The sequence below is a fragment of the Indolivaga alginatilytica genome (genome assembly GCF_003201355.1).
Taxonomy (GTDB): domain Bacteria; phylum Bacteroidota; class Bacteroidia; order Bacteroidales; family Dysgonomonadaceae; genus Dysgonomonas_A; species Dysgonomonas_A alginatilytica.
On the sequence record NZ_QICL01000032.1, the window covers coordinates 25249 to 48044 of the forward strand.

The window sequence follows — 22796 nt, forward strand, 5'->3', positions numbered from 1 at the left end:
AAGAAGATTATGAACAAAAGCAATTTTACATCAGAGCAATCCTACATCAATTATGCATCATATATTGAAAAAGTAAAAAGAATAATCTCAGTTTTACCTGATGAAGATGCATTGGAATTAATGAAAGAACTGGATTCACATATCTTTGAATCTTTGCATGCAGATACTTCAATAATAATTTCGGAAGAAGAGAGAATCAAGACTGTTTTGGATAAGCTGGGTAGCCCCGAGTCGTACTTAGCACCCTTAATTGCAGAGAAAAGATTAACTCATGCCATCAAAAAGTATAATTTGGTAGAAATTCTAAAAGCAATTTTTGGGATATTTAAGACTGGAGGACAATACTTTTTACTTTCAATCCTTTATTTATTCACTTTAGGATTTGGAATAGTTATTATTGCAAAGATCTTCTATCCTCAAAAAACCGGTTTCTTTGTTGAAGAAGGGCAGATAATCGGACTAGGTTTTTTCTCGAAGATTAATGCGCAAGCCACTGATTTATTAGGTTATTGGATAATCCCACTAATGATTATTCTAATTATAATCTTTTATCTGATAACCACATATTTGTTAAGAAAAATAGTATTAAGAAAGAGAAAATGAATTACCGGATATTCATTATACTACTACTATTAATAAACCCTTTTAAAACAAGTGTTTTTTCTCAGAATATAACAATAAGCGGTATTATTCTCGATGCTTATTCTATAGGATGCCAAGATGCCAATATTATTATTTCTGACAAAAATCAAACAATTATAGCTTATACCTTTAGCCAAGCAAATGGGTTTTATAGTCTTTCATTCCCTAATTCATCTAATTTAGAGTTAAGTGTCACTCATATTGGTTTTAAACGGGTAGTGGTTGATATTTCTGATTTTATCATAAAAGATGGTATTATAAATAAAGATTTTTCCTTAGAAGAAAGTCTTCAACTACCCGAAATTATCATAAAACCTGAAAATATTGAACCTGATACTGTCAGTTTTGACCTAAACAAATATAAATTAAAAGAAGATGATAATCTTGAAGCCATTCTTAAAAAAAACCCAAATTTTAATGTAGGTGATGATGGATCAATATTATATAAAGGGAAGAGTATTGACAGAATATTAGTAAATGGTAAAGACTTTTTCACCTATCAAAACAGTATTGCTCTGAGTAAAATAGAAAACAGAATGATTTCTCAGCTACAAGTTGTAAATAATTATCGGAATTCATTCTCCTTAGATGATGATGAACCTGAGGAAACGGTATTGAATATTAATTCAAAAGAAGAATTTAAAAATGTAATTACCGGGTCGTTAATTGCTGGCTATGGATTTAAAGATAAGTTCGACTTGCAAGGCTCTGCATTAAAAATTTCGTCCTTATATAATCTCTTCTTAATCAATAGTAATAATAATATTGGAAGACCAACAATCGAGCTAAGAGAAATCCAAAATTTATTTAGTAACAAACAACCTTTTTCTACATTCCAAATAGAATCTATAAATGAATTATTCCGCATGGAAGACCGGAAAAAGGATATGATTTCAACAACCAATCTGACAATAAGAAAGCAAACAGACAAAATAAAAATAAATGGACTTTTTTACTACTTTAAGAATAATAGAGAGAATGATATCTTCTCTAAAAATACAGATGAAAATGGCGAAAGTCTTTTGATAAAAGATCAAGATATTTCTTATGAATCGAATTCATTTTTTTCTGATATCACGATTGATTATCTCCTAAAGAAGAATCAGATTCTAAGTTATGCTTCCAATTTGATCATTTTAAAGCCAACAACATCTTCTCATGTTGTAAACACAATAAAGGATACTCAATTAATACCGACTACTATTGAAACTTATTCAAAGGATATCAATGACAGCTATAATTTATTCAACAAGATAATTTATTCAAATAAAATAAACTCACACCTTTTCCTATTTCTTGGTGCTGATTCTTACTATGAAAAAACAAAACTTAAAAATTCAATAACTGAAGTCAACGACTCTTCAGATATATATATTCAAAGTTTTAAATATGAAAAAAAATATATAAACACAAATAATTCAATTCAATACAAAAAAAATAATGCTGTAAATATCTATTTAGAAGGAATTGCCATGTTATCCAATGAATCTCTTTTAGATCAGATACCTCATATTGATAATCAAAGAAATTCCTCTAAACTTAATTTAAATATTATTATATCAGGTCAAAAGGTGATGAATAAGATCAATTACAAATTGATTTTAGGTGCTGAAAAGCAATCTGTCAGCTTCGGTAAATTAAAAAATGACATCTATTTTATACCGTACAACTTAAATTTCAATTATGAAAACAGATTGAATAGATTGAATATTTCATTATATTCTTCACAGAACTTAAACCCTGTTGAAAGTGGAATAGAGTATCTCAATAATAATAACTTGATATTGGGCAATGAGAAATATCCCGTTAAATCTTATGTAAAACAAAGAGAAGAGATAGGTTATGTTTATAATAATTTTTTTATGGGTAAAAGATATGGTATCTCAATTAGCCATCAAAGATATAAGGATCAATTAACTGAGGTCTTTCTCGATATAGACCAATATGGTATTCGCAAATTTATCTTATCAGCTATACCCAAGACCGAAGAATATAAAATATCAGGAGAAGCTTCCAGGCTTATATTTAAATATGGAAGATATCCTATCAAAACAGATTTAGGACTTAGCTACAGATGGAACAGTGCTCCAATTTATTTTGCTGAAACATTATATAATATTACGAATAATCAAGTGAATGGGTTCATGAAATTTGAAAGCATAACTGACAAGATCATAAATTTTGAAACTTCGTTGGATCTCACATCATCGATAAATAGGGTGGGATCTGATAGTTTCAATGCGAAATATTTCAAAAGCCGCTTTACTATAAAACTAGATTATGGAAAAATCAGGTCTGAGGTCACATACATTCTCTTTAATGATTATATAATTGGTAAAACATATAACAGGCAAAACATTAATTTGAATATATCTTATAAATTAAAAAAAGCAACATTTTTAATTGAAGGAGAAAATGTAGATCAATTCTTCTCTATCTTTAATAACAAAGCATATAACACAAAATTTTCCATTCTGAACGGAATAAATCAGACGACGGTTTCAAATCAAGCTATAAACTATTTAATCTTTAAAATAAAATATAATTATTAATTAACATCAAACAAAATGAAAACAATTATTTATTCTTATCTGATTCTTCTTGTATTTTTATTAGGTGGCGAAGCTAGTGCCCAGTCAGAGAAAAAAGATATAATGAAAGTATCTTATATTTCAAATTCATTGTCTCCTAATATTTTATCTCTTTTAAAAGAGCAGATTCCGTCACCAAATGAGTATCAAGATGCTGTTAATAGAATTTTAAAGTATAAATTCTTCTATTCATTATATATTAATACTAAAACACATGAATCTGTTTATAAGATAGATTCTATACATGTGGAGAAAAAAGTAATGCCTATTGGCAACATTGAGTTTGTTTATACGGATCATTCAGGTATAATGACTGGCAAAGAAACCATCATGAATTCTACGCAGTTATTTAGTGGAGATATAAAAGCAATGGAGTGGATTATTACAGACCAGACAAAAGAAATTAATGGATATATATGTAAAAATGCAACAATTAAAAACCATACGGATATATCTGTATGGTTTACACCTGAAATCCCCATTAATAGAGGTCCTGGTTATTTTCAAGGCTTATTGGGCTTAGTTTTGGAAGGAAGTGATTTTTTTGGAAATGTGACAATTTCAGCTTTTGAATATCTTGATGATAACAACTTTTTTAGCGAATTAGTTGCGAAATATAGTGAAGAATCTAAGGGAAAAGCAATAACTATAAAAGAAGTTTTAGCTTCAAAAGCAAATATATTTAATACCATAAGAAACAAATCAAAATAAGAATATTGACTTTTTTCAACAAATGAAAACACCTGTCATTTACTATATGATGCAGGTGTTTTTACTTATATTCTTCTTTGAATGAATTTAGATGGTTTACCAATATCTTTTTTCGTTTTCTTATCTTTTATTTTTAAAATTTCAATTTTTGTAACTATTTTATCTTGAATATTCAACTGGAGGGAGCGGAATATTGAAATTCATTTCAATAGTTTTTGATAAATTATATTGAATACTACCAAAGCTGAGGTGCTTTAATTGTTACCTTGTTTTCAATATACATCAGCGTTAAATTACGAAACTTGTAAATTTTTAGAGGAATGAGGAGATCTGTGCAGTATTCTGTTGTATGGCGTGGCTCTGCCTTGTTCGCTTCTCGGGTATACTAGGACATCTAATCCGAGCAGGTGGGTATACAGTTGCTTTCTTGTTATAGTAACATATTGTGCGAACACGTGGGACATGAAATAAAAACGCTACTTATATATATAACGTTCTTATTTAAAAATAGTATCCAGTGTCGGATATACTGGAGCACTACCTTTTTTGAAACAGTATTTTTTTGTACTTTATCTTCAAAACACCTGTGGTGCAAATTTATGGTGCAAATAAAAAAACAGTTAAGCGAAATGTGCTTAACTGCTTGATTTTTAAGTGGTCCCACCTGGGCTTGAACCAGGGACCCCCTGATTATGAGTCAGATGCTCTAACCAACTGAGCTATAGGACCTGATTGAGACGTAGTCTCTAAATCGGATGCAATATTACTGCTTTTTGTTTATATATGCAAGTCTTGGCCAAAAAAAGCGTCATCAAAAATTAAGTAAAAAAGAAAACCTGCATGGTATATGCAGGTTTTCAGTATAATAAGACTAATTGGTGATTAGTTATTTTCTGGTCTTAGTTTTCTAACAACAGCACCGGTACGCCACATTTCGCTTTCACGAAGAGCTTCAAGTTCTTTTTCAAGACCTTCACGGTAATCTGGTTTTGAGTTTGTGTCGATAGAGCGTTGAGCTTCATTTCCACATGCTACTTCAGCATATAATTTTGCAAATACAGGTTTAGTTGCATCGTGGAAAGGTCCCATCCAGTCTAAAGCTCCACGTTGAGCAGTAGTTGAACAGTTTGCATACATCCAGTCCATACCCTTCTCTGCGAAAAGAGGCATTAAGGATTGTGTAAGCTCTTCTACAGTTTCGTTGAATGCTTCTGATGGAGTATGTCCATTCTCACGAAGAACTTCGTACTGAGCCAAAAGAATACCTTGAATAGCACCCATTAAAGTACCACGTTCACCTGTAAGGTCAGAATATACCTCACGTTTGAAATCTGTTTCAAATAAATATCCGGAACCTACACCAATACCAAGAGCGATTACACGTTCTTTAGCACGTCCTGTAGCATCTTGGAAGATAGCATAACTGGAATTCAATCCACGTCCTTCTAAGAACATGCGGCGAAGACTTGTTCCCGAACCTTTAGGAGCAACAAGGATTACATCAACATCTGCCGGAGGAATGATATTTGTACGTTCTTTGTATGTAATACCAAATCCGTGAGAGAAATATAATGCTTTACCTGCTGTCAAATAAGGTTTAAGGCGAGGCCATACTTCTATTTGAGCTGCATCTGATAAAAGATATTGAATGATAGTTCCTTTTTCAGCTGCTTCTTCGATATCGAAAAGAGTTTCACCCGGTACCCAACCATCAGCGATAGCTTTTTCCCAAGTTTTACCACCTTTGCGTTGACCGATGATTACATTGAAACCATTGTCACGAAGATTAAGTGCTTGACCGGGACCTTGAACTCCATAACCGATTACAGCGATTGTTTCGTTTTTTAATACTTCTCTTGCTTTTTCCAAAGGAAATTCTTCACGAGTAGCAACTTGCTCTACTACTCCTCCAAAATTCATTTCTGCCATTTTCTTTTTTTTGTTATATATGTAAATAGTATTATTAATTAATCTGATATATAAAGGTTTGCAATCTTATTGCCATGTGACTCTTGCTAAACAAATAGTTTTATCGTTATGCTTCATCTCCAGAACCGAAGTATCAAGCTCTGTTTCTTTTTTTAGAATATCGAGAGTAGTTCCATATTGTCCCTCTGCAAGATAATTCATCTCGAAGGTCTTTATTTCTTTTTCCTGAAACATTTCGATAGGGAATATATCTATGAAGTGCTCTATGTACTTCATACTATTCAGGTGTTTATTTATGTCAATGTCGCTGTACTTCACTGTAAAGGATGCTGCGGACTCTCCATCTTTTAGGAATGGTATTTTGACTGCACCCGGAATAGGACAAACTTTATCCGATTTTAGCTCCGTCATTCTTTCCAAATCCAAAATATTGGTTGGATGTCTTGTCTCAAGGTCAATCGACGCCCACATAGATCGGGCATAACCAATATAATTACCGTCCTGATCTTCGAAGGCGAAACATCTTTCAGAGAATAATTTATTGATGTCCGATACCCATGTGTGCAATTTTATAGATGTGTCATTGTTCGGATATTCGGATAATTCAATAGACATACGCATCAATACCCATGCCCGCTGTTGGCTACTCATAAAAGAGTATCCGAAATTTCGTTCCTCAGCATGGCGTGTTGCAGCTTGGAGCATAAATCCGCCCAACATTGGCAATGTTGCTTTCCCTCTGAAGTCACTCAGGTAAGCATCAATTGTATATGTATATATTCCTTCTTTGGATGTCATTTGCTTATTAAACTTCAAAGCGATGAATTCTTTCTCTCACGTTCTTGTAACATATCGCTTAACCGTTCAATTTTGGATTTGGTGATAGCAACCCGTCCTGAACGGATGAATTGAAGGACACCGATCAGTTCGCTTAACTCTTCAAACAAAGCTTGGGTTTCTGCATAATGTCCTGTTTTTTGGATAACAACACAATTCTCGTTGATCTCCAAAATCTGAGCATGAAATCTACGTATGAGAGCTTCCGCAGATCCTATTTTTATAAATTCGGGTGTAGAAAGTTTATACAAAGCAATTTCCTGATGTATAAGCTCATCGTCGGTATTGAAATATGATTTGAGAACGTCTACACGTTTGTCTATTTGCCTCACAACCTTTACAATATCTTCTCTGTTGGAATATACTGTAATTGTAAATTTATGAATGCCTTTTATTGCTGATGGAGATACCGAAAGTGTCTCGATATTTAATTGGCGACGGGTAAAAACACTGGTTACCTGACTTAACAGACCTACTGTGTTTTCTGAAAATATTGTAACGGTATATAATGTTTTATCTTCCATAATTTCAAATTAATTAAAATTTAAGCTCTAAGACCTTTTTATTATCCATCTGAATATATATAATCTTTAATTGTTATTTCTGACAATAAAGAACTGCAAAGTCATAGTATTTATACAAACAATCGACTTCTTTAAAACCTGCATTCCTTAACCATTGTAATTGAGTTGAAACAGGAGTCCTTTTATCAAGCTTTATCCTTTCGTAAGATGCATCTATTTCGTCTCTGGTTAAATCACTGGTTTCTACTTTTTCGCGCCATTCCTTGTCGTATAAGCGACTGAAATAATCACTTTCTCCTGCAACTTGTTCGGCATTGATAAATATACAATTTGGTTTCAGAAGTTTGAAAATAGTATTATATAATTCGACTTTAGCATTATCCTCCAGATGATGGATGGCTAATGAAGAGATTACAGCATCATATTGTTTTTCGCCCTTAAAAGTAGTAAAATCCGCTTGGATTATACTTATATTTTCGTTTGATGAAAATCTTTTACGAGCAATATCCAGCATCTTTTCAGATATATCAACGAGAGTGATTTTTGCATCAGGAAACTTTTGTAGAACAAACTGAGAGAATAATCCGGTGCCGGCACCTAAATCCAGAATTTCGGGAGAAGGTGTCGATACATTGAGATTATCAATTGCTACTCCATAAAAATCGGAAAAACATGGGATCAGAGACGGTCTCTGTCTGTCATAAAGCCGGGCAATCGAATTGAATTGTGATTCTACAGTCATTCTATTATTCGTTTCCTAATAATATGTTTGTCACACAAGTTCCGGAAGGAATCATCGGGTAAACCATTCCTTTTGCTTCTACCTGTACATCTAAAAGGTAAGAACCTTTATGATTTATCATTTCGGCAATAGCATCATCCAGCTCCTCGCGTTTGTCCACAATTCTTGATTTAATATTGTAGGCATTGGCAATCATACAAAAGTCAGGATTCTTCATCGTAGTTTCGGAATATCTTTCGCTAAAGAATAATTCCTGCCATTGGCGTACCATGCCCAGAAAATGGTTGTTCAGTATGATAATCTTTACATCCACATCATATTGCATGATTGTACCTAATTCCTGTATAGTCATTTGGATACCTCCATCACCTGCAAATAAGCATACCGTGCGGTTAGGGGCACCCATTTTGGCCCCAATGGCTGCCGGTAGACCGAATCCCATAGTACCAAGACCGCCCGATGTAACAACACTGCGCGATTGTTTATACTTAAAGTAACGAACAGCCATCATTTGGTGCTGACCTACATCTGTTACCAGTACCGCATCGTTATTAGTCGCTTCAGATACTTTGTGAATTACTTCACCCATTTTCAAACTTCCCGAAGTGGGGAATAGTTCTTCTTGGATAACTACATTGTATTCTCTGTCTGAGCAAGGTTTGAATTCAGCTAACCATTCGGAGTGAGTTGTAGTGTCCATCAATTTAGTCACTTCTGCAAGAGTGTCTTTTACATCACCCAATACACGAACTGTTGTTTTTACATTTTTGTCAATCTCAGCAGGATCTATATCGAAATGAATTACTTTTGCTTGCTTAGCATATGTTTTTAGATCGCCTGTTACGCGGTCGTCGAAACGCATCCCGATAGCTATAAGTACATCACATTCGTTTGTCTTTAGATTGGGCCCGATATTTCCATGCATTCCCAACATTCCCACATTAAGAGGATGATCTGTTGGAATAGCAGATAGTCCCAGTACGGTAAGAGCTGTAGGAATGCCCGATTTCTCCAGAAAAACTTTAAGCTCCTCTTCGGCAGATCCGAGTATTACACCTTGTCCTACTAATGCCAGAGGTTTTTTAGCTTTGCTGATTAATTCAGCGGCAGCTTTTATTTCTTCAGGATCTATTTCCGGTTTTGGAATATAGCTTCTTATAAAAGTTGCTTTTTTATATTCATATTTTATTTTTCCGAATTGGGCATCTTTAGTTATATCCAACAATACGGGACCCGGGCGACCCGACGATGCAATATAAAACGCTCGTGCTACTGCTGCAGGGATATCTTCCGCACACCTTATCTGGTGGGCCCATTTGGTTACAGGCTGCGAAATACCTACAACATCGGCTTCCTGAAAAGCATCACTACCCAGTAAGGTAGAAGCTACCTGTCCTGCAATAACCACCATAGGAGTACTATCCATCATAGCATCGGTTATACCTGTTATGGCATTTGTTGCACCGGGTCCTGAGGTAACAAATGCTACTCCAACTTTTCCCGATGTACGTGCATAACCTTGGGCAGCATGGGTTGCACCTTGTTCGTGACGAACCAATATGTGGCTTACCTTATCTTTATAATCATATATAGCATCAAATACGGGCATAATAGCTCCTCCGGGATATCCGAAGATAGTGTCTACGCCTTCATTTATCAATGATCGTATAAGAGCCTCACTTCCTGTAATTTCGTTATTCATATCTCTGTTGTTATTTTATTGCTATATTTCTCTTTCTTATACCAAGACTGTACAGAACAGCTCTTTTGTAATGTCTTATTTTTTTCCTTAACGGCATATCCCCCCATTTTATAGGAGTGTTTTTCCAAGGAGAAATGGCTTTGTACTTACGGTATTTTTTTGTCATCGGATGTATCGACTCCCTAAGCCAAGGTTTCATCGAACTGGTAAAATGGATAATTACCGGATATTTTAGAGCATCTGCTCGTTGTTCTTCATATTTACCAAAATCAGTGCTTTTGACGAAGACATGAAGATGTGCATTGTACCGAAGAGGAAGCAATAAAGCAGAGTCGTGTAACACTCCATTTATAATATCCTGATCTTTAAACCGCAAATTCTCGTGATTTGTCTGGGCATATTCAAAGCAACGATTCAATATGTTATTATCTCTCCAATATTTTAGATTTATAAGCAGTACTCCTGCATTAATGTAAGAATACTGATCTGAATATTTTAATTCTTCATAGGTGCGAGGCATGAAGGCCGGGAAATCTACAACACCACCTACGGAGTACCCTTCTATATCGATATTCCACATTTCTGAAAGGGTGCCCAATACCATCAAATCGCAATCCAGATATATTACCTTTTCAATCTGATCAGATAGAATATTGTGTAAAAACAGCCTGCTATAAGTCGATGCTGTTATGTATTCCAGTTCATCTTGTATAATATCAAATTTGTCCAGATATTTGTTTTCAATATCATAGAATAAGATTTCGGTTTCATATTTTTCAGCAATTCCTTTGAGGGTGCTTTTATTATCTTCACCTAAATCGGAGCCGATTATATGAATTCTTATCTCTGTATCCTTCTTATTTTCCAGTAACGATATTATTGTGATACCACAAGGCATGATATAGTTATTGTCCGGACAAAGTGCTATTTCAATCATAGGTCTTACCTCGTTTTAGTCTATCAGTCTAACTGCACCTAAATCAGCAGAGCTTACCATACTTGCGTATGCTCTTAAAGCTTTAGATACATTTCTTACGCGGTTAGGTCTGAACGCTTCATTTCCCTTGGCAAGTTCTTCTTGGCGGCGTTTTTCTAATTCATCATCCGATACTTTTACATTGATAGATCGGTTAGGGATATCTATTTCTATAATATCACCGTCTTTTATCAGACCAATTGCTCCGCCTGCTGCTGCTTCGGGTGATACGTGGCCTATCGAAAGCCCTGAAGTACCTCCTGAAAAACGACCATCGGTAATCAAAGCACATTCTTTTCCTAAATGTTTTGATTTTATATATGAAGTAGGATAGAGCATCTCTTGCATGCCGGGACCTCCTTTTGGGCCTTCGTATGTGATAACAACTACGTCTCCTGCTTTAACTTTGTCTCTTAAAATACCATCACAAGCATCATCCTGAGAATGGAATACTTTGGCAGTACCCGAAAATTTGAATATGCTTTCGTCAACACCTGCGGTTTTAACCACACAACCATCTAAAGCGATGTTTCCTTTCAGAATAGCCAAGCCGCCGTCTTTAGTATATGCATGCTCATAATCACGGATACATCCGTTTGCCCTGTCGCTATCAACTTCTTTATACATGTTTGTTTGCGACCCCATTACTAAATTGGGTTTGTTTCCGGGAGCTGATTTGTAGAGCTCAAGAGCCTCTGCCGTTGGGTTTGCCGATGTTATATCGTATTTTTCAATGGCTTGTTGAAGAGTAAGACCATCTACGCGAGGTAGAGAAGTGTCTATTAAACCGGCTTTTGCCAATTCTCCCATAATGCCCATAATACCTCCGGCTCTGTTTACATCCTGTATGTGATATTTGTCGGTGTTGGGTGCTACTTTACAAAGACATGGAGTCTTTCTCGAAAGTTGGTCTATATCGGTCATTGTGAAGTCTACTTCAGCTTCGTGAGCTATTGCCAGTAAGTGAAGTATTGTATTAGTAGAACCTCCCATGGCTATATCCAATGTCATTGAATTAAGGAAGGCCTGTTTTGTAGCTATTGTGCGAGGAAGTACAGTATCATCGCCATCACGATAATATTTGTAAGTGCTTTCAACAATCTTTTTGGCTGCATCCTGAAACAGTTTCAATCTGTTTGCATGGGTAGCAAGAATAGTTCCGTTTCCGGGTAGTGCTAATCCTATGGCTTCGTTTAGGCAGTTCATCGAATTTGCAGTAAACATTCCTGAGCACGATCCGCACGTTGGACAGGCTGCTCGTTCGATAGCTGATACTTCTTTATCCGAAACATTGCTGTCTGCGGCCTTTATCATAGCATCTATCAAGTCGAGATGTTTGTTGTCTAATTCTCCGGCTTCCATTGGACCACCCGATACAAATATCGTCGGGATATTCAATCGCATGGCTGCCATAAGCATTCCGGGAGTAATTTTATCGCAATTGCTTATACATACCATAGCATCTGCTTTGTGAGCATTTACCATGTATTCGATACTATCTGCAATCAAATCACGAGAGGGTAGTGAGTAAAGCATACCATCGTGTCCCATTGCAATACCATCGTCAATGGCTATTGTATTGAATTCGGCTGCAAAACAACCCAATGCTTCGATTTCCGCTTTTACTTGCTGACCTATATTATGTAAATGCATATGCCCGGGTACGAACTGAGTAAACGAGTTCACCACCGCAATGATTGGTTTACCCAACTGTTCCTCTTTCATACCGTTTGCTCTCCAAAGAGCTCTGGCTCCTGCCATTCTTCTGCCTTGTGTGCTGGTAGAACTTCTTAATTCTATTGCCATCTTGATAGTTTTTTGATAAAAAAAACCTTTCTCATCTAATGAGAAAGGTTTATATCTAGTGATTACATTTAGCTATTTTAGTACACGATTATCGTTATACATACCTTCCTCATTTACTCTGTCCGACGAGCAGAATATCAAGAATGAGGACATGTAAAATACAATTTGACATATATATTGATACTGTGTATTTCACAAAGATATAAATGTTTTTTTATAAACAAGCTATTTGGATAATATTTTATTCTTTGCTTTTAAAAATAGAGGTTTCTATTTACTCCAAAGCCTTACACCCAAACGAAGGACAGGAGAGAAGTCAATATTCGAAATATTGTATTTACGACCTTCAAAGTTTAAACTATGATCTTTTCTACAATAAATATGCAGAGCAGGTTGTATGTAAAAATACCGTCCGATGAAGAATTGATAGCCTAGGCCTCCTCCAAGGTCAATACTATGAATATCTTTTTCTATTTTGGTGCTTTTTTGTTCTATGCTGAATGTGTGGAATTCGGCAAAACCATAAAGTTCGAGATTTTTCCATACACTATAACCAAAGAAGATTCCCGGTGATGTTTTGTAAAAACGCTTGAATTCGGAAGAGTTGTTATTTATACCTGCCGTTTCTGCGTCGTAGGTTCCGCCGTTTATAACGCTTGCCCGTACTCTGAATTTTCCATATCGATATCCAACAGCGAAGTGATAACCTCCAGTGAAAAACATAGGTACAAGGCTTTCTATTTCAAAAGCTTGTTTTACGTCGTAGCTATGTGGCTTAGTTATTGGTGTTGATTGATCTTGCGAGAACAGTGTGGTAGGTAGTGCGAAAAATAAAAGAAGAGATAATAAATTAAGTTTCATTTTTATTCTGAATTTTACAGTTATTGTTTCTGCAAAGGTCAGAATAGAATGAAGATCAATTAATCCACATTTGTTACCTAATTAGTCTTTATTGAAAATTTCGCCCCGAATTCTACTCAGTGATTTGGCAACTATGCCTAAATAATTGGCAATATGATATTGAGGTATTCGTTGAAATATCTCAGGATGATTTTTAAGTAACTTCAGGTATCGCTCTTTTGCTGAGAGTGTTTGCAAATCAATATTATGTTCTACCATTTTTAAAAAGAAACGTTCTATGGCTATCCGTCCCAATCTCTCTAATGGTGGAATTTTATTATAAAGTTTTGTTAAGTCTTTATTTCTTAGAATGTATAAGTGAGATTCTTCTATAGTTTTGATATTCATTAGTGAAGGGCAATTGTTCAATCGGCTGTAGTTATCAGTTACCCAATCGCCTTCAAAGGCAAAATCGGTAGTCATCTGATCTCCATTTTCCAGATCCTTATAATAAATCAGCGCTCCACTACTTATGAAAGCAATAGAATCGGATACCTCTCCCTCTTTTAGCAGATAAGTGTCTTTAGTTAATACTTTGCTTTCCAATACTTCCAATATTAACTTCCATTGATCATCTTCTAGTGAGATAATCGAATTAATATATTCTTGTATATCAATGACTTTTTGCAAAATATTTTATTGAGTTTATTTGTGGTAACGAATATACTACAAATAAAAGCGGCTACTCAATAAGTAGCCGCTTTTATAAGAGATATCTTAAGATATTTATTAATCTTTGAATTTAGCTGTGATAAATTCACGATTCAAACGAGCGATATTGCTGATTGAAATGTTCTTAGGACATTCCACTTCACAAGCACCTGTATTGGTACAGTTACCGAAGCCTAATTCATCCATTTTAGCAACCATTGATTTTGCACGTTTTGCAGCCTCTACACGTCCTTGAGGTAATAAAGCAAGTTGACTTACTTTAGCCGAAAGGAATAGCATTGCCGATCCATTTTTACAAGCTGCCACACAAGCTCCGCAACCGATACATGATGCTGAGTCCATAGCCTCGTCTGCATCTTCTTTCGAAATTGGAATTGCATTAGCATCCTGTGCGCCACCTGCATTGATTGAAGTATATCCACCTGCCTGAATAATTTTATCAAAAGCAGTACGATCTACCATCAAATCGCGGATAACAGGAAATCCTGCTGAACGCCAAGGCTCGATTGTGATAGTTTCGCCATCTTTAAATTTACGCATGTGTAATTGACATGTGGTGATATCTTCGTCTGGTCCGTGAGGGTGTCCGTTAATATACAAACTACACATACCGCAGATTCCTTCGCGACAATCGTGATCGAATACGATTGGCTCTTGTCCTTGATTGATAAGTATTTCGTTTTGAATGTCTAACATTTCAAGAAAAGAAGTGTCTACCGATATTCCGTCCAATTTGTATGATTCAAAAGCTCCTCTTTCTTTAGGACCTCTTTGACGCCAAACCTTTAATGTTATATTTATTGTCTTATCCATTTTTATATAAGTTACAAGTTACGAGTTACGAGTTACAAGAACTGTATGCTGTAATCTTTTATTAGTAAATACTATAACTTTATTTATAAATCAAATAACTTCAATACGAGCTTTTAGAGATTTTATTAATGACGACGCCATCTTAATTATTTCACTTATTATATTTTGAACCGAATCAGCATTTTCTTTAGAAAGAAAACTCAGTTCGACGGATATAATAACCTGTGTTTCTAATTCGGAAGCAGAACCTAAAGTTATATACAAAAACTGTATCAGTTCTTTATGCGAATTTCGACCACAACCCTCTGCTATATTTGAGGGGATTGAAACTGCTGATCTTCTCATTTGTGAAATCAACCCGAATTGTTCAGATTGTGGAAATTGGCTTGTTAGCTCGTAAATCTTTTTTACTAAAACAATACCTTTTTGCCAAATGGTCAGATCACGATGATTCATCTCTAATTATTTTCTAAATTTACTAGTCAAAACTTGTTATCTTGTAACTCGTAACTAGTAACTCGTAACTGATTTTACGCTTTATAGTTACGTTGTTGTCTAACTACAAATTCGTAGTCAAGAGGTTCTTTAATTAACTCAGGTTCTTGATCTTCACCTGTAAACTTCCAACATGAAACGTAAGCGTATTCATCATCACGGCGAAGAGCTTCACCTTCCGGTGTTTGGTACTCTTCACGGAAGTGTCCACCACAAGATTCGTTTCTGCTCAATCCGTCAATTGCCATTAAATAGCCAATTTCAAGGAAGTCAGCTACACGAAGAGCTTTTTCTAATTCAACATTTAACGTACTAGCTTCACCCGGTATGCGTACATTGCTCCAGAATTCTTTTTTCACTTTCTTGATATCCTCAATAGCTTTTTCCAAAGATTCTTTAGTACGTCCCATTCCTACGAAATCCCACATAATAAGACCAAGTTCCTTATGTATAGAATCTACAGACCGAGTTCCTTTGATACTCATAAGCTTAGCGATCTTTTTATTTACATCGTCTTCTGCTTGTTGGAATTCAGGAAGTTCAGTGCTGAAACGAGGTACAGTAATCTGATCCGACAAATAGTTTTGAATAGTATATGGTAATACGAAATATCCATCAGCGAGACCTTGCATAAGAGCTGATGCTCCAAGGCGGTTAGCTCCGTGATCCGAGAAGTTAGCTTCTCCGATGAAGAAACATCCGGGGATTGAAGTCATCAATTCATAATCAACCCAAACACCACCCATAGTATAGTGGATAGCAGGATAAATCATCATAGGAGTTTCGTATGGATTGTCATCTACAATCTTGTCATACATTTGGAACAAATTACCATATTTAGCTTCTACAGTATCTTTACCTAAACGCTTGATAGCGTCAGAGAAGTCAAGGTACACAGCTAAACCGGTACCACCTACACCGAAACCTGCATCACATCTTTCTTTAGCAGCACGAGATGCAACGTCACGAGGTACAAGGTTACCAAACGCAGGATAGCGTCTTTCCAAATAGTAGTCACGATCTTCTTCTTTCAATTGAGTAGGTTTAAGTTTACCTGCTCTGATAGCTTCAGCATCTTCCTTTTTCTTAGGTACCCAGATACGTCCGTCATTACGAAGAGATTCTGACATCAAAGTTAATTTTGATTGGAATTCTCCGTGAACAGGAATACAAGTCGGGTGAATCTGCGCGAAACAAGGATTCGCAAAATAAGCTCCTTTTTTGTAGCATTGGATAGCAGCCGAACCGTTAGATCCCATTGCATTTGTAGAAAGGAAGAATGCGTTTCCGTATCCACCTGTTCCAACAACTACTGCGTGAGCCGAGAAACGTTCGATCTTACCTGTTACTAAGTTACGTGCGATAATACCACGAGCTTTGCCATCAATGATAACAAGGTCGAGCATTTCGTAACGTGTGTATAGTTTTACAGAACCTTTTTGTACCTGACGGCTCAGTGAAGAGTATGCGCCAAGTAAAAGTTGTTGCCCTGTTTGTCCTTTAGCGTAAAAAGTACGTGATACCTGAGATCCTCCGAATGAGCGGTTGTCTAGCAGACCTCCGTATTCGCGAGCAAAAGGTACACCTTGAGCCACACATTGGTCGATGATGTTATTCGACACTTCAGCCATACGATATACGTTTGCCTCACGTGCACGGTAGTCACCACCTTTGATTGTATCGTAGAATAAACGGTAAACGGAGTCACCGTCATTTTGATAATTTTTCGCCCCGTTAATACCACCTTGAGCAGCAATAGAGTGTGCACGGCGAGGAGAATCCTGAATACAGAAGTTAAGGACATTGAATCCCATTTCTCCAAGAGATGCAGCAGCAGAACCTCCTGCTAAACCTGTACCTACAACAATTACATCAAGACGACGCTTGTTAGCAGGATTCACCAGTTTTTGATGGTCTTTATAGTTTTTCCATTTATCAGCCAAAGGGCCGTCAGGAATTTTAGAATCTTTTTTTGGATCTAATATAGTAGCCATATCTGTTTTTTTTCTTTTAGCGGTTAAGGTCTCAGACCTTTTTATTTCTTTGGTAATTATAAAAGCTAAAACCTGTTATATTTTTAGATGTAAATACGTTTTTTTTACCTACTTACATACAAGAAGAACAAAGGAAATGCTTCGCCAGGAAGAAAATCGGTACTATAGCAAAGCCTACACAAATGATAGTTGCTACTGCATATCCGATAACTTTGAAACGAGGTAACCATATTCTGTTGTTGATACCTACTGACTGGAACATACTCCAGAAACCATGTGCAAGGTGAAACCAAAGTGCTGTGATACCGATAAGGTAGATAAGCACGTGCACAGGATTACTGAACAAATCGATGGCGATTACCGATCCGTGAGGTTCAGCGCCTTCTAAATGGAAAAGTTCGGAGAATTGCATTTTGTACCAGAAGTCGTAAAGGTGCAATACAAGGAAAGCAACAATTACCAGCCCTAATACCAGCATGTTTTTAGAGGACCATTCTACAGGAGAAAGGTTAGATGATGCGTATACGTCGCTACCACGTGCTTTTCTGTTCTGCAATGTTAGTACAACTGCATACAGAATATGTACGATAAACAAGGCAGCTAAACCCATAGAAGCTGCAATCGCATACCAGTTTGTTCCGAGAAGTTCACAAATCATGTCATAGGCTTCGACCGAAAAGATCAAAACTAAGTTCATGCTCATGTGGAATAGTAGGAACAAAATCAACGCACAGCCGGACAAAGCCATGATGAATTTGCGGCCAATAGAAGAATTAAGTAACCAACTCATAAGATTTAATAGTTTTTTAGTTATTTAATGGTTATTGATTAGACTCTTATAAATAAAAGTAATAGTGCATCTTTTTTATCAATGATCCGAAGTGCAAAAATAGAGTAAATAACCTAGTAAAGAAAGTAAAATGAGACTTTTTTGTGTGTGCTTGTGTGTTATCAGGGTTAATTATTTTTTCATCTATAATAGATGCGAAATGTAACAACATGGAAAATGGAGTTTGCTATTTACCATAATAGATAAATTTTGAACAATAAAAAAGCCGAACAAATGAATGTTCGGCTTTTTTATATGTAAGAAGTTGAAAAAAGACCAGCCTTATTTCACTTTATTTACAATAGCTGTGAATGCTTCCGGATGATTAAGGGCAAGGTCAGCTAGAACTTTGCGGTTAATCTCGATTCCTGCTTTGTGAAGAGCACCCATTAAACGAGAGTAAGACATTCCTTCTGCACGTGCAGCAGCGTTGATACGTTGTATCCAAAGTGCACGGAAGTTACGTTTTTTAGCACGACGGTCGCGGAATGCATATGTCAGACCTTTTTCCCAAGTATTTTTGGCAACTGTCCAAACATTTTTGCGGGCACCGTAGTAACCTCTTGTTAGTTTTAATACTTTTTTTCTGCGGTTGCGCGAGGCAACATGATTGACTGATCTTGGCATAATTGTAAGATGTTTTGAATGTTAGCGGTTCTCCTTTTATAATAAGAACTCTTTTGATGCGTACATTCGGTTAATAAACCTAATTGAAAATTTGCTTTAAAAAACGTTGAAATTATTTCAATCTAAGCATTTGCTTAACATTGTTCTCGTCAGACTTGTGAACAGTAGCTGAGTGAGTTAGATTTCTTTTGCGTTTTTTAGTTTTCTTAGTCAGGATGTGACTTTTGAAAGCATGTTTTCTTTTGATTTTTCCTGATCCGGTAAGGCTGAACCTTTTTTTGGCACCGGAATTAGTCTTCATTTTTGGCATCTTATTAAACTTAATTTAATTATTTAAAATAGCACCATTGTCTGGTGTTTTCCTCTATTCTCTTTTCTTTGAGATTACTCTGCTGCGGGTGTATCCTGAGTCTGAGTTTCTCCCTCGGGTTCAGCTGTTGCTTGCTCCTCGGTTTTAGGCTTTGCCTCTTTCACCTTATGTGGCTTATCTTCTACAGGCTTTGGTTTTGGCTGCACTTTTTTAGGAGATAGCATGATGATCATTTTCTTACCTTCTAATTGAGGTAGTTGATCCACTTTTGCATAATCTTCTAATTCAGTAGCGAAGCGTAGTAGTAAAACTTCTCCTTGTTCTTTAAATAAGATCGAACGACCTTTGAAAAACACGTAAGCTTTTACTTTACAACCTTCTTCCAAAAAAGATTTGGCATGTTTTAATTTAAAGTTGAAATCATGATCATCAGTTTGAGGACCAAAACGAATTTCTTTTACCACCACTTTAACTGTTTTTGCTTTTTGCTCTTTCAGTTTTTTCTTTTGTTGGTATAAGAACTTCTGATAATCAGTGATTCGACAAACAGGAGGATCTGCACTTGGAGAGATTTCGACTAAGTCTAAGCCTTTTTCATCGGCTATTTTCAAAGCTTCATGTGTTGAGTAAACTCCTTGCTCAATGTTTTCTCCAACCAGACGAACTTGAGGCACACGAATTTTTTCATTAATTCTGTGAAGTTCTTCTTTTTTGTTGTTATTTATTCTGTTGTTCCTCATTAAAAAAGATTATTTCCTTTCTGTTTTATTTCTTATTTTATCTTATCGATTATCTGTTTATTTAAGGTCTAAGACCTTTTTATTGCTTTGGTAACTATAACAACAATAGTAAGTTATAGTTTGAAATGTAGCAATAAATAATTAAAATTATTTGTAATTACCAGTGAATCAATGAATCAATGATTCCATGCATTCATCATTTTATCAACCTCTTCAGTAATTTGATCGGCAAAGGTAGTAAATTTCATTGAACCTTTATCACCTTCACCCTGTTTTCTTACTGAAACTTCTTCACTCTCTGCTTCTTTCTCTCCAACAATGAGTAAATATGGGATTCTTTTCAACTCGTTATCGCGAATTTTTCTACCGATTTTTTCGTTTCTGTCATCAACTTGCGAACGAATGTCTTTACTTTTCAAAAATGCAGATACTCTGTGTGCATAGTCGTTGAATTTTTCGCTGATCGCTAAAATCACTACCTGATCGGGTGTAAGCCAAAGAGGGAATTTTCCGGCAGTATGTTCTATAAGTACAGCAATGAAACGTTCCATAGAACCGAATGGTGCACGGTGAATCATTACAGGGCAGTGCTTTTGGTTATCAGCTCCGTTGTATTCAAGTCCGAAACGTTCGGGTAGATTGTAGTCTACCTGTATTGTTCCAAGCTGCCAGCGTCTGCCGATAGCATCCTTTACCATGAAGTCTAGTTTTGGCCCATAGAATGCAGCTTCTCCCAGTTCAACTCTTGCTGGTAAACCTTTTTCTTCGCAAGCTTCTATGATGGCGCGTTCTGCTTTTTCCCAGTTTTCGTCAGTCCCGATGTATTTTTCTCTATTATTTGGATCTCTCAATGAGATTTGAGCTTCGAAGTTCTCAAAATCCAGAGCCTTGAAAATGATAAAGATAATATCCACCACTTTCAAAAATTCAGCTTTAAGCTGATCGGGGGTACAGAAAATATGCGCATCGTCTTGAGTAAACCCTCTTACACGGGTCAAGCCATGAAGCTCTCCGCTTTGCTCGTAACGGTATACTGTACCAAATTCAGCTAGGCGAAGAGGTAAATCTTTGTATGAACGGGGTACTACTTTGTATATCTCACAATGGTGAGGGCAGTTCATCGGTTTCAGAAGAAACTCTTCTCCTTCTTCCGGAGTATTTATCGGTTGGAAAGAGTCTTTTCCGTATTTAGCGTAATGACCCGATGTTACATATAGCTGTTTGCTTCCGATATGCGGAGTCATAACCTGTTGGTAATCGAATTTCTTTTGTATTTGCTTTAAGAAATCTTCTAAACGCAGGCGTAACTGTGTGCCGCGAGGTAACCAAAGAGGTAGCCCTTTTCCTACATTTTCAGAGAATGCAAACAGTTCAAGTTCTTTTCCTATTTTTCTATGATCACGTTTTTTAGCTTCCTCCAATAATACCAGATATTCATCCAGCATTTTTTGTTTTGGAAAAGTGATTCCATATAGACGGGTCAATTGTTTTCTCTTTTCGTCACCACGCCAATATGCACCAGCTGCACTTAGTATTTTTACAGCTTTGATGTAAGAAGTATTAGGTAAGTGAGGACCACGACATAAGTCAGTGAACGATCCTTGTGTATATGTTGTGATAGTTCCGTCTTCCAAATCGTTGATAAGCTCTACTTTATAGCCTTCGTCACGATCGCCAAATAATCTTAGAGCATCGTTCTTAGAAATGCTTTTGCGAACTATTTCTTCTTTTTGGGCGATAAGATCCTTCATTTTCTTTTCGATAGCAGCAAACTCTGCATCTTTGACGGGAGTATCTCCAAAATCAATGTCGTAATAGAAACCATTCTCAATGGCAGGACCAATTCCGAATTTAGCATGAGGATACAATTCCTGTACAGCTTCGGCCATTAAGTGTGCTGAAGAATGCCAAAATGCGTGCTTTCCTTCCGTATCATCCCATTTCAAAAGACTTACCGTAGAATCTTCTTCTATCGGACGGGTTAAATCCCATGTTTGTCCGTTGACGCTGGATGCTAATACATCTTGAGCCAATCTTGAGCTAATACTTTCTGCAATCTGCATCGAAGTTGTTCCTTTGGGAAATTCCCTCACAGAACCATCAGGAAATGTAATTTTAATCATTAGTATACTTGTTTTATTTATCTCCATACAAGCGAAGATAATGTTTTATGATTTTAACTTGCAAAAGTAAACATTTTATAGATTCTACAATCGGTTATCGTAAAAAAGTAATTCCTCTGTTTAAATATGGGTGCTTATATTCTATAAAAGGAGGTGTTATTAGTTATGTTGATCAGTATTTGGATTGTCTGTAATAAACGCTCTTTTAAGTTATTTATACTACGCGCAATCACAGATTGCTTGTGTTCCTTTTGCCCAAATCCGCAAAAGGAACCAAAAAGTCTTTGCCGACCACTACGGTGGTGATCCGTTAGCAACTTGCCGTCGGAATAAAATAAGCCGTCCTGTCGGACTCTTTGTATTTTATTCTTTTCGACTGCTTCGTTGAACGGATGCCTCACCCCCGAAGTAAACGTCGGCTTTGCTTACGCCCGTCAGGCTTCCGACCTTGGCGGTTGCACGGGGCACCCGATGTGAGAGGAAAGCGCAAAAAACAAAAAGTAATCAAAGTCGAAAGTAGTTTTTTGTTTTCGCTTTCGGAGCACTTATCGGGTCGGGCAAAAGGCACAGTCTTGATCTTTTGTTTCGTTTTGCATCAAGGCAAAATGAAAGACAAACCCGATAAGGGTGCGGCAGGAAAAAAGTGTTTTGTATAATCCAAATACTGATTCGCATAAACAACTTACAACAACGAAAAAGGTAACAAGAAAAACAGCAGGCAAAAAAGTGTTACTTTTGCTCAGTACATGACAAAAAAAGAGCAATAAATCAGGTAATTTATTGATAATAAGTGATTTTTCATTTTGAAAAGACCTTGATTTTACGTATCTTAG

21 protein-coding genes and 1 tRNA gene are annotated in these 22796 nt (G+C 36.2%); 4 read left to right on the forward strand and 18 right to left on the reverse strand.

Annotated elements, in window-relative coordinates; genetic code table 11:
- Positions 1-9 precede the first annotated feature (9 nt).
- From CLV62_RS18210 to CLV62_RS18220, 3 genes are read left to right on the forward strand one after another with little or no spacing between them, the layout of a single operon-like run.
- Positions 10-603 carry an HAAS signaling domain-containing protein gene (locus CLV62_RS18210; protein ID WP_110312209.1) on the forward strand — a complete coding sequence of 198 codons (594 nt, stop codon included), beginning with the start codon at positions 10-12 and terminating at the stop codon, positions 601-603.
- Positions 600-3194 (forward strand): carboxypeptidase-like regulatory domain-containing protein, encoded by a 2595-nt coding sequence (locus CLV62_RS18215; RefSeq protein ID WP_110312210.1) that lies wholly within the window; start codon positions 600-602, stop codon positions 3192-3194. Before CLV62_RS18210 ends, CLV62_RS18215 begins: the two co-directional genes overlap by 4 nt.
- Before the next feature lie 15 nt (positions 3195-3209).
- Positions 3210-3944 (forward strand): GLPGLI family protein, encoded by a 735-nt coding sequence (locus CLV62_RS18220; protein ID WP_110312211.1) that lies wholly within the window; start codon positions 3210-3212, stop codon positions 3942-3944.
- A 655-nt stretch (positions 3945-4599) separates the two neighbouring features.
- Here CLV62_RS18220 and CLV62_RS18225 read toward each other — a convergent pair.
- The 18 genes from CLV62_RS18225 to thrS form a co-directional block, all read right to left on the reverse strand.
- Positions 4600-4673, reverse strand: a tRNA-Ile gene (locus CLV62_RS18225).
- A gap of 153 nt (positions 4674-4826) precedes the next feature.
- Positions 4827-5873 carry a ketol-acid reductoisomerase gene (gene ilvC, locus CLV62_RS18230; protein ID WP_110312212.1) on the reverse strand — a complete coding sequence of 349 codons (1047 nt, stop codon included), beginning with the start codon at positions 5871-5873 and terminating at the stop codon, positions 4827-4829.
- A gap of 66 nt (positions 5874-5939) precedes the next feature.
- Positions 5940-6671, reverse strand: a complete 732-nt coding sequence (locus CLV62_RS18235) for an acyl-[acyl-carrier-protein] thioesterase (RefSeq protein ID WP_110312213.1) — start codon at positions 6669-6671, stop codon at positions 5940-5942.
- 14 nt (positions 6672-6685) lie between these two features.
- On the reverse strand, positions 6686-7234 hold the full coding sequence (ilvN, locus tag CLV62_RS18240) for an acetolactate synthase small subunit (RefSeq protein WP_110312214.1): 549 nt from the start codon (positions 7232-7234) through the stop codon (positions 6686-6688).
- A 73-nt stretch (positions 7235-7307) separates the two neighbouring features.
- Positions 7308-7976, reverse strand: a complete 669-nt coding sequence (locus CLV62_RS18245) for a class I SAM-dependent methyltransferase (RefSeq protein WP_110312215.1) — start codon at positions 7974-7976, stop codon at positions 7308-7310.
- 4 nt (positions 7977-7980) lie between these two features.
- Positions 7981-9678 (reverse strand): biosynthetic-type acetolactate synthase large subunit, encoded by a 1698-nt coding sequence (gene ilvB, locus CLV62_RS18250; RefSeq protein WP_110312216.1) that lies wholly within the window; start codon positions 9676-9678, stop codon positions 7981-7983.
- 10 nt (positions 9679-9688) lie between these two features.
- Positions 9689-10615, reverse strand: a complete 927-nt coding sequence (locus CLV62_RS18255; RefSeq protein WP_110312217.1) for a glycosyltransferase family 8 protein — start codon at positions 10613-10615, stop codon at positions 9689-9691.
- A 15-nt stretch (positions 10616-10630) separates the two neighbouring features.
- Positions 10631-12460 carry a dihydroxy-acid dehydratase gene (ilvD, locus tag CLV62_RS18260; protein ID WP_110312218.1) on the reverse strand — a complete coding sequence of 610 codons (1830 nt, stop codon included), beginning with the start codon at positions 12458-12460 and terminating at the stop codon, positions 10631-10633.
- A 270-nt stretch (positions 12461-12730) separates the two neighbouring features.
- Positions 12731-13321, reverse strand: a complete 591-nt coding sequence (locus CLV62_RS18265; RefSeq protein ID WP_110312219.1) for a hypothetical protein — start codon at positions 13319-13321, stop codon at positions 12731-12733.
- 81 nt (positions 13322-13402) lie between these two features.
- Positions 13403-13990, reverse strand: a complete 588-nt coding sequence (locus CLV62_RS18270; RefSeq protein WP_245904122.1) for a Crp/Fnr family transcriptional regulator — start codon at positions 13988-13990, stop codon at positions 13403-13405.
- A gap of 99 nt (positions 13991-14089) precedes the next feature.
- Positions 14090-14845 (reverse strand): succinate dehydrogenase/fumarate reductase iron-sulfur subunit, encoded by a 756-nt coding sequence (locus CLV62_RS18275; protein ID WP_110312220.1) that lies wholly within the window; start codon positions 14843-14845, stop codon positions 14090-14092.
- 90 nt (positions 14846-14935) lie between these two features.
- On the reverse strand, positions 14936-15301 hold the full coding sequence (locus tag CLV62_RS18280; protein WP_110312221.1) for a four helix bundle protein: 366 nt from the start codon (positions 15299-15301) through the stop codon (positions 14936-14938).
- A gap of 74 nt (positions 15302-15375) precedes the next feature.
- On the reverse strand, positions 15376-17334 hold the full coding sequence (locus tag CLV62_RS18285) for a fumarate reductase/succinate dehydrogenase flavoprotein subunit (RefSeq protein ID WP_110312222.1): 1959 nt from the start codon (positions 17332-17334) through the stop codon (positions 15376-15378).
- 112 nt (positions 17335-17446) lie between these two features.
- Positions 17447-18124 (reverse strand): succinate dehydrogenase/fumarate reductase cytochrome b subunit, encoded by a 678-nt coding sequence (locus CLV62_RS18290; protein WP_110312223.1) that lies wholly within the window; start codon positions 18122-18124, stop codon positions 17447-17449.
- 321 nt (positions 18125-18445) lie between these two features.
- On the reverse strand, positions 18446-18790 hold the full coding sequence (rplT, locus tag CLV62_RS18295; RefSeq protein ID WP_050708470.1) for a 50S ribosomal protein L20: 345 nt from the start codon (positions 18788-18790) through the stop codon (positions 18446-18448).
- Between the two features lie 112 nt (positions 18791-18902).
- A complete protein-coding gene (gene rpmI / locus CLV62_RS18300) occupies positions 18903-19100 on the reverse strand; it encodes a 50S ribosomal protein L35 (protein ID WP_110312224.1) in 198 nt (65 codons plus the stop codon).
- A gap of 74 nt (positions 19101-19174) precedes the next feature.
- Complete coding sequence (infC, locus tag CLV62_RS18305) at positions 19175-19840, reverse strand: translation initiation factor IF-3 (RefSeq protein WP_394337213.1); 666 nt, start codon at positions 19838-19840, stop codon at positions 19175-19177.
- Positions 19841-20016: 176 nt separating this feature from the next.
- Positions 20017-21963, reverse strand: coding sequence for a threonine--tRNA ligase (gene thrS / locus CLV62_RS18310; protein WP_110312230.1), 1947 nt, complete (start codon positions 21961-21963; stop codon positions 20017-20019).
- Positions 21964-22355: 392 nt separating this feature from the next.
- Between thrS and CLV62_RS18315 the strand changes: the two genes are divergently transcribed.
- The gene (locus tag CLV62_RS18315) at positions 22356-22619 is read left to right on the forward strand and encodes a hypothetical protein (RefSeq protein ID WP_110312225.1); all 264 of its coding nucleotides are present in this window, start codon (positions 22356-22358) and stop codon (positions 22617-22619) included.
- Positions 22620-22796 lie beyond the last annotated feature (177 nt).

What these genes read in the sequence shown, in the direction of transcription:
- CLV62_RS18210 (WP_110312209.1), top strand. Translation starts at nt 10, where the DNA reads ATGAACAAAAGCAATTTTACATCAGAGCAATCCTACATCAATTATGCA.
- CLV62_RS18215 (WP_110312210.1), top strand. Translation starts at nt 600, where the DNA reads ATGAATTACCGGATATTCATTATACTACTACTATTAATAAACCCTTTT.
- CLV62_RS18220 (WP_110312211.1), top strand. Translation starts at nt 3,210, where the DNA reads ATGAAAACAATTATTTATTCTTATCTGATTCTTCTTGTATTTTTATTA.
- ilvC (WP_110312212.1), bottom strand. Translation starts at nt 5,873, where the DNA reads ATGGCAGAAATGAATTTTGGAGGAGTAGTAGAGCAAGTTGCTACTCGT.
- CLV62_RS18235 (WP_110312213.1), bottom strand. Translation starts at nt 6,671, where the DNA reads ATGACATCCAAAGAAGGAATATATACATATACAATTGATGCTTACCTG.
- ilvN (WP_110312214.1), bottom strand. Translation starts at nt 7,234, where the DNA reads ATGGAAGATAAAACATTATATACCGTTACAATATTTTCAGAAAACACA.
- CLV62_RS18245 (WP_110312215.1), bottom strand. Translation starts at nt 7,976, where the DNA reads ATGACTGTAGAATCACAATTCAATTCGATTGCCCGGCTTTATGACAGA.
- ilvB (WP_110312216.1), bottom strand. Translation starts at nt 9,678, where the DNA reads ATGAATAACGAAATTACAGGAAGTGAGGCTCTTATACGATCATTGATA.
- CLV62_RS18255 (WP_110312217.1), bottom strand. Translation starts at nt 10,615, where the DNA reads ATGATTGAAATAGCACTTTGTCCGGACAATAACTATATCATGCCTTGT.
- ilvD (WP_110312218.1), bottom strand. Translation starts at nt 12,460, where the DNA reads ATGGCAATAGAATTAAGAAGTTCTACCAGCACACAAGGCAGAAGAATG.
- CLV62_RS18265 (WP_110312219.1), bottom strand. Translation starts at nt 13,321, where the DNA reads ATGAAACTTAATTTATTATCTCTTCTTTTATTTTTCGCACTACCTACC.
- CLV62_RS18275 (WP_110312220.1), bottom strand. Translation starts at nt 14,845, where the DNA reads ATGGATAAGACAATAAATATAACATTAAAGGTTTGGCGTCAAAGAGGT.
- CLV62_RS18280 (WP_110312221.1), bottom strand. Translation starts at nt 15,301, where the DNA reads ATGAATCATCGTGATCTGACCATTTGGCAAAAAGGTATTGTTTTAGTA.
- CLV62_RS18285 (WP_110312222.1), bottom strand. Translation starts at nt 17,334, where the DNA reads ATGGCTACTATATTAGATCCAAAAAAAGATTCTAAAATTCCTGACGGC.
- CLV62_RS18290 (WP_110312223.1), bottom strand. Translation starts at nt 18,124, where the DNA reads ATGAGTTGGTTACTTAATTCTTCTATTGGCCGCAAATTCATCATGGCT.
- rplT (WP_050708470.1), bottom strand. Translation starts at nt 18,790, where the DNA reads ATGCCAAGATCAGTCAATCATGTTGCCTCGCGCAACCGCAGAAAAAAA.
- rpmI (WP_110312224.1), bottom strand. Translation starts at nt 19,100, where the DNA reads ATGCCAAAAATGAAGACTAATTCCGGTGCCAAAAAAAGGTTCAGCCTT.
- infC (WP_394337213.1), bottom strand. Translation starts at nt 19,840, where the DNA reads ATGAGGAACAACAGAATAAATAACAACAAAAAAGAAGAACTTCACAGA.
- thrS (WP_110312230.1), bottom strand. Translation starts at nt 21,963, where the DNA reads ATGATTAAAATTACATTTCCTGATGGTTCTGTGAGGGAATTTCCCAAA.
- CLV62_RS18315 (WP_110312225.1), top strand. Translation starts at nt 22,356, where the DNA reads ATGCCTCACCCCCGAAGTAAACGTCGGCTTTGCTTACGCCCGTCAGGC.